This window comes from Bifidobacterium tibiigranuli (genome assembly GCF_009371885.1).
Classification (GTDB): Bacteria; Actinomycetota; Actinomycetes; order Actinomycetales; family Bifidobacteriaceae; genus Bifidobacterium; species Bifidobacterium tibiigranuli.
In genome coordinates this window covers 208684-224909 of sequence record NZ_QLZA01000001.1, presented here as the reverse complement: position 1 = coordinate 224909, position 16226 = coordinate 208684, and the positions used below count along the sequence as shown (strand labels likewise).

14 protein-coding genes and 1 tRNA gene are annotated in these 16226 nt (G+C 61.0%); 5 read left to right on the top strand and 10 right to left on the bottom strand.

Annotated elements, in window-relative coordinates; genetic code table 11:
• The first annotated feature begins 56 nt into the window (after positions 1-56).
• The 3 genes from DDF78_RS01070 to glgC all read left to right on the top strand — a co-directional run bounded on the left by DDF78_RS01070 (position 57) and on the right by glgC (position 2553).
• Positions 57-143: transfer RNA gene (locus DDF78_RS01070), tRNA-Leu, on the top strand.
• A 109-nt stretch (positions 144-252) separates the two neighbouring features.
• On the top strand, positions 253-1134 hold the full coding sequence (locus DDF78_RS01065; RefSeq protein WP_152579814.1) for a TrmH family RNA methyltransferase: 882 nt from the start codon (positions 253-255) through the stop codon (positions 1132-1134).
• A gap of 174 nt (positions 1135-1308) precedes the next feature.
• Positions 1309-2553: a glucose-1-phosphate adenylyltransferase gene (glgC, locus tag DDF78_RS01060; protein ID WP_152579815.1), complete on the top strand. Its 1245-nt coding sequence runs from the start codon at positions 1309-1311 to the stop codon at positions 2551-2553.
• A gap of 113 nt (positions 2554-2666) precedes the next feature.
• Here the strand turns inward: glgC and DDF78_RS01055 are convergent, their stop codons facing one another.
• From DDF78_RS01055 to DDF78_RS01020, 8 genes are all read right to left on the bottom strand, one after another.
• Entirely contained in the window at positions 2667-3272 is a 606-nt protein-coding gene (locus tag DDF78_RS01055; protein WP_152579816.1) for a metal-sulfur cluster assembly factor, read from the bottom strand.
• Between the two features lie 125 nt (positions 3273-3397).
• Positions 3398-3973, bottom strand: coding sequence for a Fe-S cluster assembly sulfur transfer protein SufU (gene sufU / locus DDF78_RS01050; protein WP_152579817.1), 576 nt, complete (start codon positions 3971-3973; stop codon positions 3398-3400).
• 35 nt (positions 3974-4008) lie between these two features.
• Complete coding sequence (locus DDF78_RS01045; protein ID WP_152579818.1) at positions 4009-5280, bottom strand: SufS family cysteine desulfurase; 1272 nt, start codon at positions 5278-5280, stop codon at positions 4009-4011.
• A gap of 264 nt (positions 5281-5544) precedes the next feature.
• On the bottom strand, positions 5545-6324 hold the full coding sequence (gene sufC, locus DDF78_RS01040) for a Fe-S cluster assembly ATPase SufC (RefSeq protein WP_152579819.1): 780 nt from the start codon (positions 6322-6324) through the stop codon (positions 5545-5547).
• 5 nt (positions 6325-6329) lie between these two features.
• Positions 6330-7553, bottom strand: a complete 1224-nt coding sequence (gene sufD / locus DDF78_RS01035; protein WP_152579820.1) for a Fe-S cluster assembly protein SufD — start codon at positions 7551-7553, stop codon at positions 6330-6332.
• Entirely contained in the window at positions 7553-9013 is a 1461-nt protein-coding gene (gene sufB, locus DDF78_RS01030; protein ID WP_152580007.1) for a Fe-S cluster assembly protein SufB, read from the bottom strand. Before sufB ends, sufD begins: the two co-directional genes overlap by 1 nt.
• Positions 9014-9316: 303 nt before the next feature.
• Positions 9317-10978 (bottom strand): CTP synthase, encoded by a 1662-nt coding sequence (gene pyrG, locus DDF78_RS01025; RefSeq protein WP_152579821.1) that lies wholly within the window; start codon positions 10976-10978, stop codon positions 9317-9319.
• Between the two features lie 124 nt (positions 10979-11102).
• Positions 11103-11570: a type II 3-dehydroquinate dehydratase gene (locus DDF78_RS01020; protein ID WP_152579822.1), complete on the bottom strand. Its 468-nt coding sequence runs from the start codon at positions 11568-11570 to the stop codon at positions 11103-11105.
• A gap of 144 nt (positions 11571-11714) precedes the next feature.
• Between DDF78_RS01020 and DDF78_RS01015 the strand changes: the two genes are divergently transcribed.
• Both DDF78_RS01015 and DDF78_RS01010 read left to right on the top strand, forming a co-directional pair.
• The gene (locus DDF78_RS01015; RefSeq protein WP_152579823.1) at positions 11715-12137 is read left to right on the top strand and encodes a PadR family transcriptional regulator; all 423 of its coding nucleotides are present in this window, start codon (positions 11715-11717) and stop codon (positions 12135-12137) included.
• On the top strand, positions 12113-13183 hold the full coding sequence (locus tag DDF78_RS01010; RefSeq protein ID WP_152579824.1) for a hypothetical protein: 1071 nt from the start codon (positions 12113-12115) through the stop codon (positions 13181-13183). Before DDF78_RS01015 ends, DDF78_RS01010 begins: the two co-directional genes overlap by 25 nt.
• Positions 13184-13288: 105 nt before the next feature.
• Here the strand turns inward: DDF78_RS01010 and DDF78_RS01005 are convergent, their stop codons facing one another.
• Complete coding sequence (locus DDF78_RS01005) at positions 13289-14914, bottom strand: bifunctional shikimate kinase/3-dehydroquinate synthase (RefSeq protein WP_152579825.1); 1626 nt, start codon at positions 14912-14914, stop codon at positions 13289-13291.
• 112 nt (positions 14915-15026) lie between these two features.
• Positions 15027-16214 carry a chorismate synthase gene (gene aroC, locus DDF78_RS01000; protein WP_152579826.1) on the bottom strand — a complete coding sequence of 396 codons (1188 nt, stop codon included), beginning with the start codon at positions 16212-16214 and terminating at the stop codon, positions 15027-15029.
• Positions 16215-16226 lie beyond the last annotated feature (12 nt).

The following is a 16226-nucleotide window of genomic DNA, read 5'->3' as shown; positions in this document are numbered from 1 at the left end:
CCGGTAGTCAGCTAGGCAAAAAGTGATATAGTTCTACACGTTGCCTACAGCAACCTGTCCGGGTGGCGGAATGGTAGACGCGCTAGCTTGAGGTGCTAGTGCCTATTTATACAGGCGTACGGGTTCAAGTCCCGTTCCGGACACCGCAAATATAACAGCTGAAACCCTTGGGAAACCAAGGGTTTTTGCGTATCCTAAGGTCCTGCGCGGCATTGCTTGCGAACGACCTGAATACTACAAGGAAAGACTTCCATGCGCTTCATCGTTATTGATTCGGTCGACGACGAGCAGGTCGCTGCCTATACCAATCTCACCGAGCTGCAGCTGCGCAATCGCCTGGAACCGGCAAAGGGCCTGTTCATCGCCGAATCCCCCAAGGTCATCGACCGAGCGCTGGCCGCTGGCCGCGAGCCGATATCGCTGCTGGTCGAGGAGCCATGGATCGACGGCATGGCTGATACTTTCGCCCATATCGACCAGCGCTGGGGCGTGGATATCCCCGTGTACGTCGCGTCGCCTGCCCAGTTGAAGCGGCTGACCGGCTACCGCCTGCACCGCGGGGCGCTTGCGGCGATGCGGCGCTGGCCGCTGCCGACCGCCACGGAGATCTGCCGGGACGCGCACCGTATCGCGGTCATGGAGAACATTGTGGACCACACCAATGTCGGTGCCCTGATGCGCTCGGCGGCCGCGCTCGACGTGGATGCCGTGCTGGTCACGCCCTCCTGCGGCGACCCGCTGTACCGACGCGCCGCACGGGTGTCGATGGGCACTGTTTTCCAGATTCCATGGACCCGCATCGGCGGCGATGACGCGCATTATTGGCCGGTGCAGGGCATGGCCGAGCTGCGCGGTCTCGGCTTCACCACGGTCGCCATGGCGCTTGAGGACGATTCGATCAGCTTGGCTGAGCTGACCCGGCGTTTGGAGTCCTCGCCGCAGGAGACCAATCATATTGACAAGCTCGCGCTGATCTTCGGCACCGAAGGCGACGGGCTTTCGCATCGCACGATTTCCAGCGCCGATCTGACTGTCAAGATTCCTATGAGCCACGATGTGGACAGCCTCAACGTAGCCGCGTCCAGCGCCGTCGCCTTCTACGCGACCCGCCGGACGCTCAATGCGCAGGAATAGCTGAATGACGCTGCGTGCCCATGCGCGCAGCTCGCCGTATTAAGAGACTCGCCCACCGGGCTGCCTTGCATGTCATGGTATATGTGACATAATAAACGTGACCTAGGTTTGCGAAGATGCGACCTTCCAAGTCAGCATCGGTGCCGTAGAGGCGCTCATAGGAGAGGAGTTCAGATGGCGAAGAATCCAAAGATTCTATCGATAGTTCTGGCAGGCGGTGAGGGGACGCGCCTTATGCCTTTGACCCGTGATCGTGCCAAGCCGGCTGTGCCATTCGGCGGAGTCTTTAGACTCATTGATTTTCCACTGAGCAATCTGGTCAATTCCGGATATTCGAAAACAGTTGTGCTCACCCAGTACAAATCGCATTCCCTGGACCGCCATATCTCGCGCGTCTGGCGTTTCTCGCCGCTGATGGACGAGTACGTGTCCCCGGTTCCTGCGCAGCAGCGTCTCGGCAAGCATTGGTATCTCGGCTCCGCCGACGCCATCTACCAGACCGTGAACATCATCGAGGATGAGCGGCCGGATATCGTCGTCATCGTCGGTGCCGATCACGTCTACCGCATGGACTTCGAGCAGATGGTGCGCCAGCACATCGAATCCGGCGCCGAGTTCACAGTGGCGGGCATCCGCCAGCCAATCAGCCAGTCTGACCAGTTCGGCGTCATCGAAGTAGATCCCGATCACCCCAATATGATCAAAAGCTTCCAGGAGAAGCCGAAGACCACGACGGGCCTGCCTGATGCACCCGAACAGATTCTCGCGTCGATGGGCAACTACGTGGCGAACACCGATGCGCTGTTCGAAGCACTTGCTTTGGACGAGAAGGCCGACAACACCAAGCACGACATGGGCGGCGACATCGCTCCGTTCTTCGCTGAGCGCAACCAGGCCGGCGTCTACGACTTCAATTCGAACGAAGTGCCAGGGGCCACGGAAACCGATCACGCCTACTGGCGCGATGTGGGTACGCTCAAGCAATTCTACGACGCGCACATGGATCTAATCGCTTACACGCCGGAGTTCAACCTGTACAACCAGGACTGGCCCATCTACACGATGTCGGGCAATCTTCCGCCCGCCAAATTCGTGCACGCCGGCCGCGACCGCCTTGGTCACGCAACCGATTCGATCGTTTCCAATGGTGTCATCGTCTCGGGCGGCGAAGTGCATCATTCGGTGATCTCCCCCGGTGTGCGCATCCACTCGTGGGCGCAGGTCGTCGATTCGATTCTGTTCGACAGCGTGACCATCAATCGCCGTGCGCGCGTCTACAAGGCGATTCTCGACAAGAACGTCGTGCTCACGGAGAACGCCACCGTCGGCATCGATACCGAGCGTGACTTGGCCCGTGGCTTCACGGTGACCCCCGACGGCATCACCGTGGTTCCCAAGGGCACCGTGGTCGAAAGCTAGTCAATCACCCATTGATACAAGCTGGTTATGGTCGTGGGGCCTACGGATACCAATCCGTAGGCCCCACGACCATAACCAGCGAAATTACTATTATTTCTTATTATTTCTCGCTATCAGTACTTCGGCATGTTGGCGAAGTTGAAGCCGATGGCAGCGAGCTGGTCACGGCCTTCGGGAGTGATCTTGTCAATCGTCCACAGCGGATCCCAGGTCCAGTCGATGCGGAACTCCTCCACGAGACCTGCCAAGGTGCTGGCGCATTCGTCCTCGATCAGGTCCGTAAGCGGGCAAGCCGGAGTTGTCAGCGTCATGCGAATGATGGCACGGCCCTGCTCATCGACCTCGATGCCGTAGACCAGTCCCAAGTCGATGACATCGATGCCCAGTTCGGGGTCGATGACCTGATGCAGCGCCTCTTTGATGTCGGCAGCCGTCGCCCGGCCGATGTCATCCACCGCCGTGAGCGGAATGCTGTCAGCCTGCTCATCATCGTCGTGCTCGCAGCCGCATTCGCCGTTCCCGCCGCAGCAGCCATCCGCGCCATCATGATGATGGGCTTTATGCTGGTCGTTTGCCGACGTGTTGCTTTCAGCTGTCAGAGTCCCTGCCAGCTGCGGGTTGGCAAACACCTGCCGAGCGGTTTTCTCGTCGCCGACGGCGTGATTGATCGAGTCGAAAATCGACGACTGCGGTTCGGGGACGAGGTTGTTCTCGCTCATGTCTTATCCTTTGTTCGCTTTTGCACGTTATGATTGCGCATCACTGGTACCTATGTCACAGTTTTGCACTACAACAGCCTGCACTGCAATACGATTCCGCTACTAGGCCGTATCTGATAGCTTATTCAGGCTTCCAGTCCTTGCGACTGCGTTGCCAGCGCCTTAGCTAAGGAGTCTTTAAGCCCTTCCCAGCCGAGCAGCGCGCATTTGATGCGCATAGGGTATTTCGACGCGCCCTGGAACACCACGGCATCGCCTAGCGCCTCGTCATCCGCATCATTGTCCAGCCCGGCTCCGCGCGACTGCATGAGGGTGTGGAAGATCGTGAACAGCCGCATGGCTTCGTCCACCGTCTTGCCGCTGACCAGATCGGTCATCACCGACAGGCTCGCCTGCGAGATGGAGCAGCCCTGACCGTCCCATACCAAGCGCTCGATGCGGCGCGGATCCTCATCGCCGACTTCGACATGCACGGTGACCTCGTCGCCGCAGGTCGGGTTGAACTGGTGGGATTCGCCCGGCGTACAGTATTCGTGGCTGGCCCGCAGCGTGGTCTCGCCAGCAGCCGGTAAGGCTTGCGAAGCCTCGTTGGAGAGGTCCTGCGCAAAACTTTCCTTGCCGTGCGGATTGCGCGCAGCATCGAGGATGACCTCCTGGTACATCTGCTCAAGCTCGTCGTCGCTCATGCCGAAATCACTCATAGTAGTAACCCTTTGGTAGTAACTCTTGCAGCCGCTCAGCGTTCAAAGAATTCGCGGACATGCTTCACTGCTTCAAGCAGTGCCTGCGCGTCCTCGATGCTGGTGTAGACGCCGGTGGAGGCCCGGTTGGACGCATACAGCCCGAAATGCCGGTGCACGGGCTGCGCGCAGTGGTGGCCGACGCGGATGGCGATGCCCTGCGCGTCGATGAACTGGCCGACATCATGCGGATGCACGCCGGAGACGTCGAAAGCCACGGTGCCGATGCGGTCGTGGTCGTCGGCAGGCCCGAGGATGCGCACGCCTTCGATATCGCCGAGATGCAGGAGCTCACCGGCTATCGCATGCTCATGCGCCGCGATGTTCTCCATGCCGATCTCGCGCATCCAGTCGGCAGCCACTCCGGCTGCGACGACCTGTGCGACCGGCTGCGTGCCGGCCTCGAAGCGTGCCGGTGGCTCCATATACTGCGCCGGCTGGTCCATCCACGCCAATTCGACCATCGATCCGCCGAAGGATGCCGGCGGCAGCGCTTCAAGCAGCTCGCGGCGACCATAGAGGAAGCCAACCCCGGTCGGGCCATACATTTTATGGGCGCTCCACGCGGCGAAATCCACATCGAGCGCATGAAAATCAATCGGCATATGCGGCACGGACTGGCAGGCGTCCAGCACGAACACCGCGCCGACCTCATGCGCCCGTGCGACAATCGGCGCCAGCTCGGTCACTGCGCCGGTGACATTCGACACATGCGTGATGGCGACGACTTTCGTGCGCGGCGTAATCACTTCATTGGCCGTATCGGCTCGAATACGCCCGTCTTCGCTCAAATCGAACCAGCGCAGCGTGGCACCGGTGCGCGCGGCAAGCTCTTGGAAGGGCAGCAATACCGAATGATGCTCGGCCTTGGAGACGACAATCTCATCGCCCGGCTTCAATGCGAAGCGTTGCGCGGCTTCTCCCCCGCGTCCCAGCGACGCGTTGCCGAAGGCTGTGGCGAGCAGATTGAGCCCTGCGGTGGCCCCAGCGGTGACCACGATCTCTTCGTGGCCTTCCTCGCTGTCGGCACCAACCAGCTTGGCGACCTTGGCGCGGGCCGTCTCGAACGCCTCGGTGCTCAGCGCGGCAAGCTCATGCGCCCCGCGATGCACGCCCGCATTGATCGTGCGATAGAACTCGCTCTCCACGTCAATCACCGCCTGCGGCTTCTGCGCCGTAGCCGCCGAATCCAAATACACCAACGGATGCCCATGCACCCGCTGATCCAAAATCGGAAACTCCCCGCGAACAACCCCAAAGTCCACCATCATCTTCTCCTTGCCGCTGAAACGTCTGTTGCCAGCCTAGGCACCCCACCCCCGTATGTAAAGCCCTTCACTCGCATAGCGTTATGGTTTGTGGCGCTCGATGCGCCACAAACCATCTCAGCCGCTCAAAAACAAAAAACTGCTCGGAAGATCCTTACCACTAGTGGATTGGGCGGATATGTGTTGTTCTGGCGTAAGCTCGGCCGAATGGCCTTGAATGTCCAGAACAACATATATCCGCCCAATCCACGAAGACACGGAAAACTAAGCCAAGGCGGACTCGGAATCCGATCCTTCCGGAAGATACTGATCGTACCCGGATTCCTCAAGCTCATCCGCCAGCTCAGGCCCGCCGGTCTTGACGAAGCGGCCGTTGGCGAAGACGTGCACGATGTCGGGCTTGATATAGCGCAGGATGCGCGTGTAATGGGTCACCATGAGGATGCCCAGGCCGGTGTCGTCCTTGGCGCGGTTGACGCCTTCGGACACGATGCGCAGCGCGTCGACGTCGAGGCCGGAATCGGTTTCGTCAAGCACTGCGAACTTCGGCTTCAGGAGTTCGAGCTGGAGCACTTCGGCGCGCTTCTTTTCGCCGCCGGAGAAGCCTTCGTTCACGGAGCGTGAGGCGAACTTCGGGTCCATGCGCAGCCGCTTCATGGATTCGTTCAGATCCTTGGTCCACGAGCGAATCGCCGGGGCTTTGCCGTCGATTTCCGTTTTGGCGGTGCGCAGGAAGTTGGTCATCGACACGCCGGGCACTTCGACCGGGTACTGCATGGCCAGGAACAGCCCGGCATGCGCGCGCTCGTCGGCGGTCATCTTGAGCAGGTCCTGCCCGTCGAGCAGCGCCTGGCCCGAGTCAACAATGTACTTGGGGTGGCCGGCCAGCGTGTAGGCCAGCGTCGACTTGCCCGAGCCGTTGGGGCCCATGATCGCATGGGTTTCGCCGGAGTTGACGGTCAGGCTTGCACCTTTGAGGATCTGCTTGCGGCCTTCCTTCGTTTCCACGGAAGCGTAGAGATCCTTGATTTCGAGTGTTGACATGGTTGTTATTTCTCCTCTAATACGTCCTGCATGGCGCCGCTCTCTCCTCGGGAGAGGCGACGGTCGATCACGGTCATGAGATGGTCGGATATCGCGGGCACGCCGATCTCTTCGACAAGCTCGCCGAAGAAGCCGCGCACGACCAGTTTGCGGGCTTCGATTTCGCTGATGCCGCGCGACTGCAAGTAGAACAGCTCCTCGTCATCGAAGCGGCCGACCGAGCTGGCATGGCCCGCGCCGATGATGTTGCCGTTCTCGATCTCCAAGTTCGGCTCGGAATCGGCCACGGCACCGGGCGTCAGCACCAGATTGCGGTTGAGCTCATACGAGTCGGTGCCGGGTGCGCTCGGCAGGATGAGCGCATTACCGACCCATGTCGAATGCGCAGCCTTGCCATCAAGTGCGCCCTTGTAGACTACGCGCGACTTGCATTCGGGGTGGTTGTGCACCACCATCGTGCGATGCTCGATATGCTCGCTGGGGTCGACGAAGTAGATGCCGAGCATGTTGAGGTCGCCCTCTTCGCCGCCGAAGTCCTGATCCATGCGGATGCGCACGACGTCGCCGCCGAGCGTCACCACGGAATGACGCAGCGAAGCGCCTGCGCCGACGTGGATGCGCTGGTTGCCGACATGCTTCGAGCCCTTCTCCCATTCCTGGATGAAGGTGGCGGAGATATGCGAATCCTTGCCGGTGGTCAGTTCGATGCCTTCGGCGAGTCTGGCGGGGCCGGCATGCTCCACTACGATATCGCCGTGGGACTTGTCGTCGGCGACGATCACCAGATGGAAGGCGTCCATATCGAAGTCGTGGGCCTGCACCTTGACCAGCACGGGCTGCGTGAGTTCGCCGGAAAGGCGCACCACGACGGCCTTCGTGCCTGCATTCCATTCGACTACGGCTGCGCGGTCGCTGGGCTTGAGCACCGTGCCTGAGGGGCTTTCGCCCAAGGCCACCGTGCTCACGGTGACATGCGATTCGTCAAGCGCAGAGCCATCGATGTTCGACACGGCGACTGTCGTGTGGCCGCTGGGCTTGAACACGTTGAAGAACTCGCTCATGCGGTCGATCGGCGTGAAGCGCCAGTCCTCCTGCTTGCGCGTCGGCATGGCGAACACGTCGAGGTCGAAGGAGCGAGGCTCCTTGTCGGCGCTTGACGGCATGGCTGCCGGCATGGCATAGGGATTGCTCGGATCCGCAACTGGCATATTTACTTCCTTGACTGGCATCAGCCCACCGATCCTTCCATCTGCAATTCCACAAGTCTGTTGAGTTCGAGCGCGTACTCCATCGGCAGCTCGCGGCTGATAGGCTCCACGAAGCCGCGCACGATCATGCCCATAGCCTCCTTCTCTTCGAGCCCACGGCTCATAAGATAGAAGAGCTGGTCCTCGGAGACCTTGGAAACGGTGGCCTCGTGGGCCATCGACACGTCGTCCTCGCGCACATCCACATGCGGGTAAGTGTCAGAACGCGAAATCTCATCGACCAGCAGCGCATCGCATACCACGGAGGAGCTTGAGCCCTCAGCGCCCTTGACGATCTTGACGAGGCCGCGGTAGGCGGCGCGCCCGCCGGAGCGGGAGATCGACTTGGAGACGATGGTCGAGCTGGTGTGCGGCGCCAGATGAATCATCTTCGCGCCGGTGTCCTGATACTGGCCTTCGCCCGCGAAGCCCAGCGACATGGTCTCCGCCTTGGCATACGGCTCGGCAAGAATGCACGAGGGGTACTTCATCGTGGCCTTGGAGCCGATGTTGCCGTCGATCCACTCCATCGTGCCGCCTTCGCGCACGTAGGCGCGCTGGGTCACGAGATTGTAGACGTTCGTCGACCAGTTCTGCACGGTCGTGTAGCGCACGCGCGCGCCCTTCTCCACGACGATCTCCACGTTGGCAGCGTGCAGCGAGTCGGTGGCGTAGATCGGCGCGGTGCAGCCTTCGACATAGTGCACGTAGGCACCTTCGTCGGCGATGATCAGCGTGCGCTCGAACTGGCCCATGTTCGGCGTGTTGATGCGGAAGTAGGCCTGCAGCGGGATGTCGACGTGGACGCCCTTGGGCACGTACACGAAGGAGCCGCCCGACCATGCGGCCGTGTTGAGCGCGGCGAACTTGTTGTCGTCGGCCGGGATGACGGTCGTGAAGTACTTCTTGACCAGTTCAGGGTAATCGCGCACCGCAGTATCGGTGTCGACGAAGATGACGCCCTGCTCCTTGAGGTCCTCGCGTATTGAGTTGTAGATGACCTCGGACTCGTACTGCGCCGCGACGCCGGACACCAGGCGCTTCTTCTCCGCCTCGGGGATGCCGAGCCTGTCATAGGTGTTGCGGATATCGTCGGGCAGGTCCTCCCAGCTCTTGGCCTGCTTATCAAGCGGCTTCACGTAATACTTGAAGTTCTCGGCATGGAACTCCGACAAGTCCACACCCCAGTCGGGCATGGGCTTGTCGAGAAACGCCTGATAGCCTTTCAGGCGATAGTCGAGCATCCATTCCGGCTCGCCCTTATCGGCCGATATGGCGCGGACCACACTCTCGTCGATGCCCTTCTGCGCGGCTTCGCCGGCGGCATCCGAATCATGCCAGCCGTAGCCGTACTCGCCGAATTGATCAAGGATCTCTTCGTCCTGTTTGATTTTCTCCTCGTTGACACGTTCTCGATCAGCCACATATTGGCTCATCTCCATGTCAGACGCGGCGTTGGGTGTTTGTTTCTCAACCACCGTACGCGGCCTCCATTCCTTGGGAAAGTACCAGAGGTAAACCTAACAGAAGTCGAGCCGAAATACTAGGGATCGTTCACCTGTCGGCCAAGCAGGGACGTGATTTTGCGCACAGTTCGGGGCGCGTTGCAATAATGGCCGGTACTGTCGCCTCTCTTCGGCAATGCGCCTCGTTGGCGTCCGTTTTGTAGCGTTATCCTCGGCTTACTGGCATGAAAAGGCCGCTGACGAGTGGTCAGCGGCCTTTTCATGCCAGTAGCCTGCTTCTCAGCGCGCGGTCTGGTGATCGAGCGCGGCCTTGACCAGCCCGGCGAAGAGCGGATGCGGCTTGGTTGGGCGGGACTTGAACTCGGGATGGGCCTGGGTGCCGACGTAGAACGGATGCACATCCTGCGGCAGCTCCACGAACTCGGTGAGCTCGCCGTCCGGGCTCTGGCCGCTGATGTTGAGGCCGGCCTCGCGCAAGCGATCCTTGTAGGCCACATTCACCTCGTAGCGATGGCGGTGACGTTCGGTCACATGCGTGGTACCGTACAGCTGCGAAACCAGCGAGCCTTCTTCGAGTTCGGCCGGGTAGGAGCCCAGACGCATGGTGTGGCCCATATCGCCGTTGCCCGCGACGATGTCCTTCTGCTCCTCCATCGTGGCGATCACCGGGTTCTCGCAGTCGCTTTCGAACTCCGAGGAGTTCGCGTCCTCAAGCCCCAGCACGTGCCGCGAGTATTCGATGACCATCGACTGTAAGCCGAGGCACAGGCCGAGGGCGGGCATCTTGTTCTCGCGCACGTATTTGAGCGCGCCGATTTTGCCTTCGATGCCGCGGATGCCGAAGCCGCCGGGGATCACGATGCCGTCAACGTCGGCGAGTTGTTCGCGCGCGCCTTCGGTGGTTTCGCACAGATCAGCGGCCACCCACTTGACGTTTGCCTTCGCGTAATTGGCGAAGCCGCCGGCCTTGATGGCCTCGGTGACGGAGAGGTAGGCGTCAGGCAGATCGATGTACTTGCCGACGATGGCGATGTTGACCTCATGCTTGGGGTGGTGCACGCGGTCGAGCAGGTTCTCCCATTCGGCCCAGTCCACATCATGGAACGGCAGCTCAAGTTCGCGCACGACATAGGCGTCGAGCCCTTCGTCGAAGAGAATCTTGGGCACATCGTAGATGCTCGGCGCGTCGACGCAGTTGACCACGCCCTGCGGATCCACATCGCACATAAGCGAGATCTTGTCCTTGATGGACTGGTTGAGCGGGCGGTCCGAACGCAGCACGAGCGCGTCGGGGACGATGCCCAGCTGACGCAGCGCCATGACGGAATGCTGGGTGGGCTTGGTTTTCAGCTCGTGTGCAGCGGCGATGTACGGCACCAGCGAGACGTGGACGAACATGCAGTTATCGCTGCCCAGATCGCGGCGCACCTCGCGGGCCGCCTCCATGAAGGGCTGCGATTCGATGTCGCCGACCGTGCCGCCGATTTCGGTGATGATCACGTCGACATCATCAGAGGCCTGCGCACGCATGCGGCTTTTGATTTCGTTGGTGATGTGCGGAATGACCTGCACGCACTGGCCGAGGTACTCCCCCGCGCGCTCCTTGTCAATCACCGACTGGTAGATCTGCCCGGTGGTCACATTGGCCTTCTGCGACAGGAACACGTCGAGGAAGCGCTCGTAGTGGCCGATGTCGAGATCGGTTTCCGCGCCGTCCTCAGTCACGTAGACCTCGCCGTGCTGGAACGGGTTCATTGTGCCCGGATCCACGTTGATGTAGGGATCGAGCTTCTGCTGCAGCACCCGGATGCCGCGGCTGCGCAGCAGCCTGCCCAGCGATGAGGCGGTCAGCCCCTTGCCAAGGGACGAGACAACGCCGCCTGTGACGAAAATATGCTTGGTGACGTGCTCTTGCGAATTGCCATGTTGTCTTCTAACCATGGAACTTCAATCTATCATTCGCATATGACTTGTGCGCTGAACCGTTAAGCAGACAGTCCAGTGGACTGTCTGTAGGTGAGGTGAGCAGCCGTTAAGGCTGCGAAGAACGGAGCCAAAGGCTCCGTTACGCACCAAGGAGGTGGGCAATGGCTTCCAGAGCCAGGCGATAGCCATAGAAGCCCATGCCGGTGATGGTGCCGGTGGCGACCGGTGAAATCACGCTGTACTTGCGGAAGGAATCGCGCGCCGAGGGGTTGGAGATATGGACCTCCATAAGCGGCAGACCGGCGTCCGTGACCATGTGGGCGGCGTCGGACAGGCCATAGCTGTAATGAGTGAAGGCCGCCGGGTTCATCACCACCGGCGTCTGCTCGTCGACGGCGCGATGCATCCAGCCGATCATCTCGGCTTCGTCGTCGCTCTGGCGCACTTCGACATGCAGGCCGAGCTCGCTGCCCCAGCCTTCGCACAGCCTGGTCAGAGCGGCCAGATCGTCACTGCCGTAGACGTCGGGCTCGCGCACGCCCAAGCGCCCCAGATTCGGTCCATTGACGACGATGACGTTGCGGGTGCCCTTGTGCGTTGCTTCCATGACTGCTGTCTTCCTTCTCCAAAAGTTGTGCCGAATGCTCTCTGCCGGACTTATCATATAAAACCCAATCCCCTAGTGCCAAGGACACGGCAATTTAATGCCGAAAACAATTAAACTATCTAGATATATGATATACTTAGGTATATGTTCGATACTAATAAGTCGGCTCATCGCACTGCTGATGCCGCTTGCTGGCCCGCATTATGGATTCGTGCAGCAATGCGCACCGCGATTCTGCAAACCGTGGAGCACGAGCCCCTGCACGGCTATGGCATCGCATTGGCGTTGGAAGCCGACGGCTTCGGAAGGCCCAAAGGAGGCTCGCTGTATCCGATCCTCGATGAGCTGACCGAAGGTGGCTGGCTCACCTCCCAATGGGAGGAAGCCAGCTCCGGACCGGGCCGAAAAGTATATGCGCTCACGGATGCAGGGCAAAGTCGCCTGCGTGGCGAACGGGAGCAGTGGAACGCTTTGGCTGTGGCGCTGCATGCTGCTCCCGCTGCAGAGAAAGCGCCGGAGACCGCGAGGAAGGACCAGGCATCATGGCTGGCAGCAATCAACCATTGAGCGACATGGAAGAGCGGTTCGCTTCCGTACGAGGGCGTACGGAAGACAGGAAATGGTTTGCCAGAGCCGTTCTCGCCTTTATTGATGACCATGTTGACGTTCATCATGTGCGCCTCGCTTTCGATGGCGTTCCGGAGGCTCTGGCTGAATCCGACGAAGCGATAGCCGAATTGTTCGGGGACCCGCAGGAGTGGGTGGATGAACAAGTTCGGCAATGGCGGGCAATGGGGATTGACGCCTTCCAATCACAGGTGCTCCCGGTACGTGATTTAGTCCTCGGGGGCTTTGCCTCGGCAAGCGTGTTATCCGTGATATCTTGCATCGAAGGGAGTGACAGGTTTCCTGTAGCCATCGCTGCCATGCCGCTGTTGATATCCTGGATAATCGTCGGATGCCTGGGCATATACCAGCGTGTCATTCGGACCAGGCCTATGACGGCGGCAGTGCTGTCATGCGCCGTTCTTGTTACAATCGGCGCTTGTGCGACTGCGGGATATGCGTGGCTTATTCAGCAAATTCCGATGGCACAGGTGGCAATGTGGCTCATCATGCTGCCTGCGGCGGTGCTGTATGCCTTCGCGACGTGGATTATCGGAAGGCTATGGCCGCCGGAATCTGAGGTTTCCGGCCTGTCGGCAGATGACCTATTTGCCGATGATGAAGCGTGGCTTTCAGACCTTGCAGGAGCGCTGCGGTCGCGTGGTGACATATCCACACGGCGTGTCAGGCAGATCTGCACTGACGCCCGGCAGTATGCGGCGCAATCGGAATCGAAACTGGTGGACGAGTTCGGCCCTGCCGAAGTGTATGCGCAGCGCTTCCCACGCTCCTCGCATAAGGAGCTGCGATACGTGTGGCTGTATGGCGCCATCGTGCTGGTCGATATCGCTTATGTCACCGCAATCTGGCTCAGATATATGGGCCATGGCGCATTTTCCAACAGCTTCAACGTTGCTCTGCTTGCTGCAAATATAGCGTCATTGGTATCGGCAATCGTCCAGTGGCGTCGGCAGCGGAGCCGACAACTACAGAAAGACCATAACTGAATCACGCTGGGCGCTGAGCATCGCGGGAGCACAGCAGCATCAGCAAGCAGGAGATCAGCCCATCGGAGGTGCTGCAACGCCCTCTGAGACTGCTCATGGCTAAAGCTACTGCTGAATGCGCACGAAGGCCTCGTGCACGGCGTCCTGCGGCGGGTTTTCGAGGTGAATCGGGTGGCCGATGCCGTCCAGAATCACGAAGCGTAGGTGATTGCCGCGCGCCTTCTTGTCGCGATGCATGAGGGCGAGCACTTCGTCCCAGTCCTCATGATGCCAGGACGTGGGGAGCCCCAAGGACCCGAGCAGCGAACGGTGGTAATCGACCTCGTCCTTGTCGAGATAGCCGAGGATGCCAGCTAGCTCGGCCGCGTAGGCGCATCCGACCGCGACCGCATTGCCATGTCGCCAGCGGAAATGCTCAAGCGTCTCGATGGCATGGGCCAATGTGTGGCCGTAGTTGAGGAATTCGCGCAGTCCGGCCTCCTTGAGGTCGCTGGAGACATGGTAGGCCTTGACCCGCACGGTGCGCTCGATGAGTTCGGAGACGACATTTTCGAGCGGCGAGCCGAGGAACGCCGCGCCGTCGAATGCGCGCAGCTCGTCGCCATGGTCCTCAAGCAGGTCGAGAATGCCCTCGTCCATGATGAGTCCGGATTTGGCGACCTCGCCAAGCCCTTCGGTAAAGATGTCGTTGGGAAGCGTCGCCAGCGTTTTGAGATCGGCGAGCACGCCTGCCGGCGTGTAGAAGGAGCCGACCAGATTCTTGCCTTGCGGCGTGTTGATACCGGTTTTGCCGCCGGTCGAGGCGTCGACCATCGCCAGCAGCGAAGTCGGGCAGTTCACGTAGCGGATGCCGCGCATCCAGGTCGCGGCCACGAATCCGGCCAGATCGGTGGCTGCTCCGCCGCCGAGCCCGACAACCGCATCGGAACGGGTGAAGCCCTCATTGCCCAGCCGCTCCCAGATGTCGTTGGCCACTGGATTGGTTTTGCCTGCTTCGGCATCGGGTATCACGACGTCCGAGACGCTATAGCCCGCCCGGCGCAGCAGCGCGCGCGCATGATCGCTGTGGCGCTGCACCGGTTGGGTGTGAATCAGCGCAATCTTCGTGGGACGCTCCCCCAGGATCTCAGGCAGCTGCTGCATCACGCTTTCGCCGACGCGCACATCGTAGGGCTCGATGGACGAGCCGGTGACATGGATTGTTCGTTGCATAATCGCCTCCGTCAGTTTTCTCGCCGCCATTTGCGGCGTCGACCCGTGCGTGCGCACATGGATGTTCGCCAGTTCGGAGAACACCGGGTCGCGTTCCTCGAACAGCTGCTTCCAGCGTGCGTCAGGATCGCCTTTGAGCATCGGCCGGTTGCCGCCTCGCCGCGCACGTTCCATAGCCTCTTTCGGGTCGGCCTGCAGATAAATCAATCGGCCGCCGCCGCGGACATAGTCGGCAAGGGCCTGCCGGGTGGCTGGGGTCATCGGAGCGCCGCCGCCGAGGGAAAGCAGGCCGTCGTAGCCATCGAGCAGCTCGCGAATCAGCGAGGATTCCAAATCACGGAATGCCTTCTCGCCGTAACGTTCGAAGTACTGCGGAATGCCCATGCACGCCTCATCCTCGACGCGCTGGTCGGCATCGATGAATGCCACGCCGAGCATCGATGCGGCCTGATGCCCGACACGGGTCTTGCCTGCTCCGGGCATGCCGATGATGACGGCGAGCGGATGGTGTGCACTCATGAGGAAATCCTTAGTAGTGATGACAACAACAGTGGTGATGACAACAACGTTGATACTGACCTTGTCGATGCCAGCGAATCTGAACGACTACGATGCTGAGATGCTGCGCCGCTCAGCGCATGTGCTCGGGCCAGGAGGCGAGGTACTGCTCGGCGTTGCGTCGGGTTTCGGCGATGCTGTCGCCCCCGAACTTCTCAAGGATGAAGCGCGCAAGCGTGAGCCGGACCATCGCCTCGCACACAACCGAGGCGGCGGGCACTGCCGTGCTGTCGGAGCGCTGGTTGATGGCCTGCGCAGGCTCGCCCGTGTGGATGTCAATGGTACGCAACGCGCGCGGAATCGAAGGAATCGGCTTCATGGCGGCCCGCACGCGAATAATCTCGCCATTCGACATGCCGCCTTCGATGCCGCCGGCGCGATTGCTCAGCCGCGCGATATGCCCGTCCTCGCCAGGCACCATCTCGTCATGCGCCTGCGATCCGAAGCGTTCGGCTTCGCGGAACCCATCGCCGATCTCCACGCCCTTGATGGCCTGAATACCCATAATGGCACCGGCCAGAGCGCCATCCAGGCGCCGGTCGGACTCCACGTAGGTGCCCACGCCGGCGGGCATGCCGTAGGCAAGCATCTCGACGACGCCGCCGATGGTGTCGGCCGCCGCCTTGCCCTCGTCGACGCGCGCCATCATGCGCTGCGCAGCATCGGTGTCCAGGGTGCGCACCGGCGAGGCGTCAAGCGCCTCCACATCGTCCGGCGTAGGCAGCTCGTAGTCGTCGCCGACGCCCACGCCGCCGATCGAAATGACATGCGCGACAGTGCGCACGCCCACGGATTGCTCAAGGAAGCGTGCGGCAACGGAGCCGAGCGCCACCCGGGAGGCGGTCTCGCGGGCACTGGAGCGTTCAAGCACCTCGCGGGCATCGTCGAAGCCGTACTTGCGCATGCCGGTCAGGTCGGCGTGCCCGGGCCTCGGGCGGCTCAGCGGCGCGTTGCGGCCGGTATCGGCAAGCTCATGATCGAGCGGATCGGCGCTCATCACTTCCGTCCATTTGGGCCATTCGGTGTTGGCGATTTCAATGGCGATAGGCGAGCCGAGCGTCCTGCCGTGGCGCACGCCGGTAAGCAGCCGCACCTTGTCCTGCTCGAATTTCATGCGCGAGCCGCGCCCATACCCCAGCCGCCGACGCGCCAGCGCATCGACCACATCCGTGCTGGTGACCTCGATGCCGGCGGGCAGCCCCTCGATCATCGCGACCAACGCCTCACCGTGCGATTCACCCGCAGTCTGCCAGCGCAACATGCCTTCTCCTTC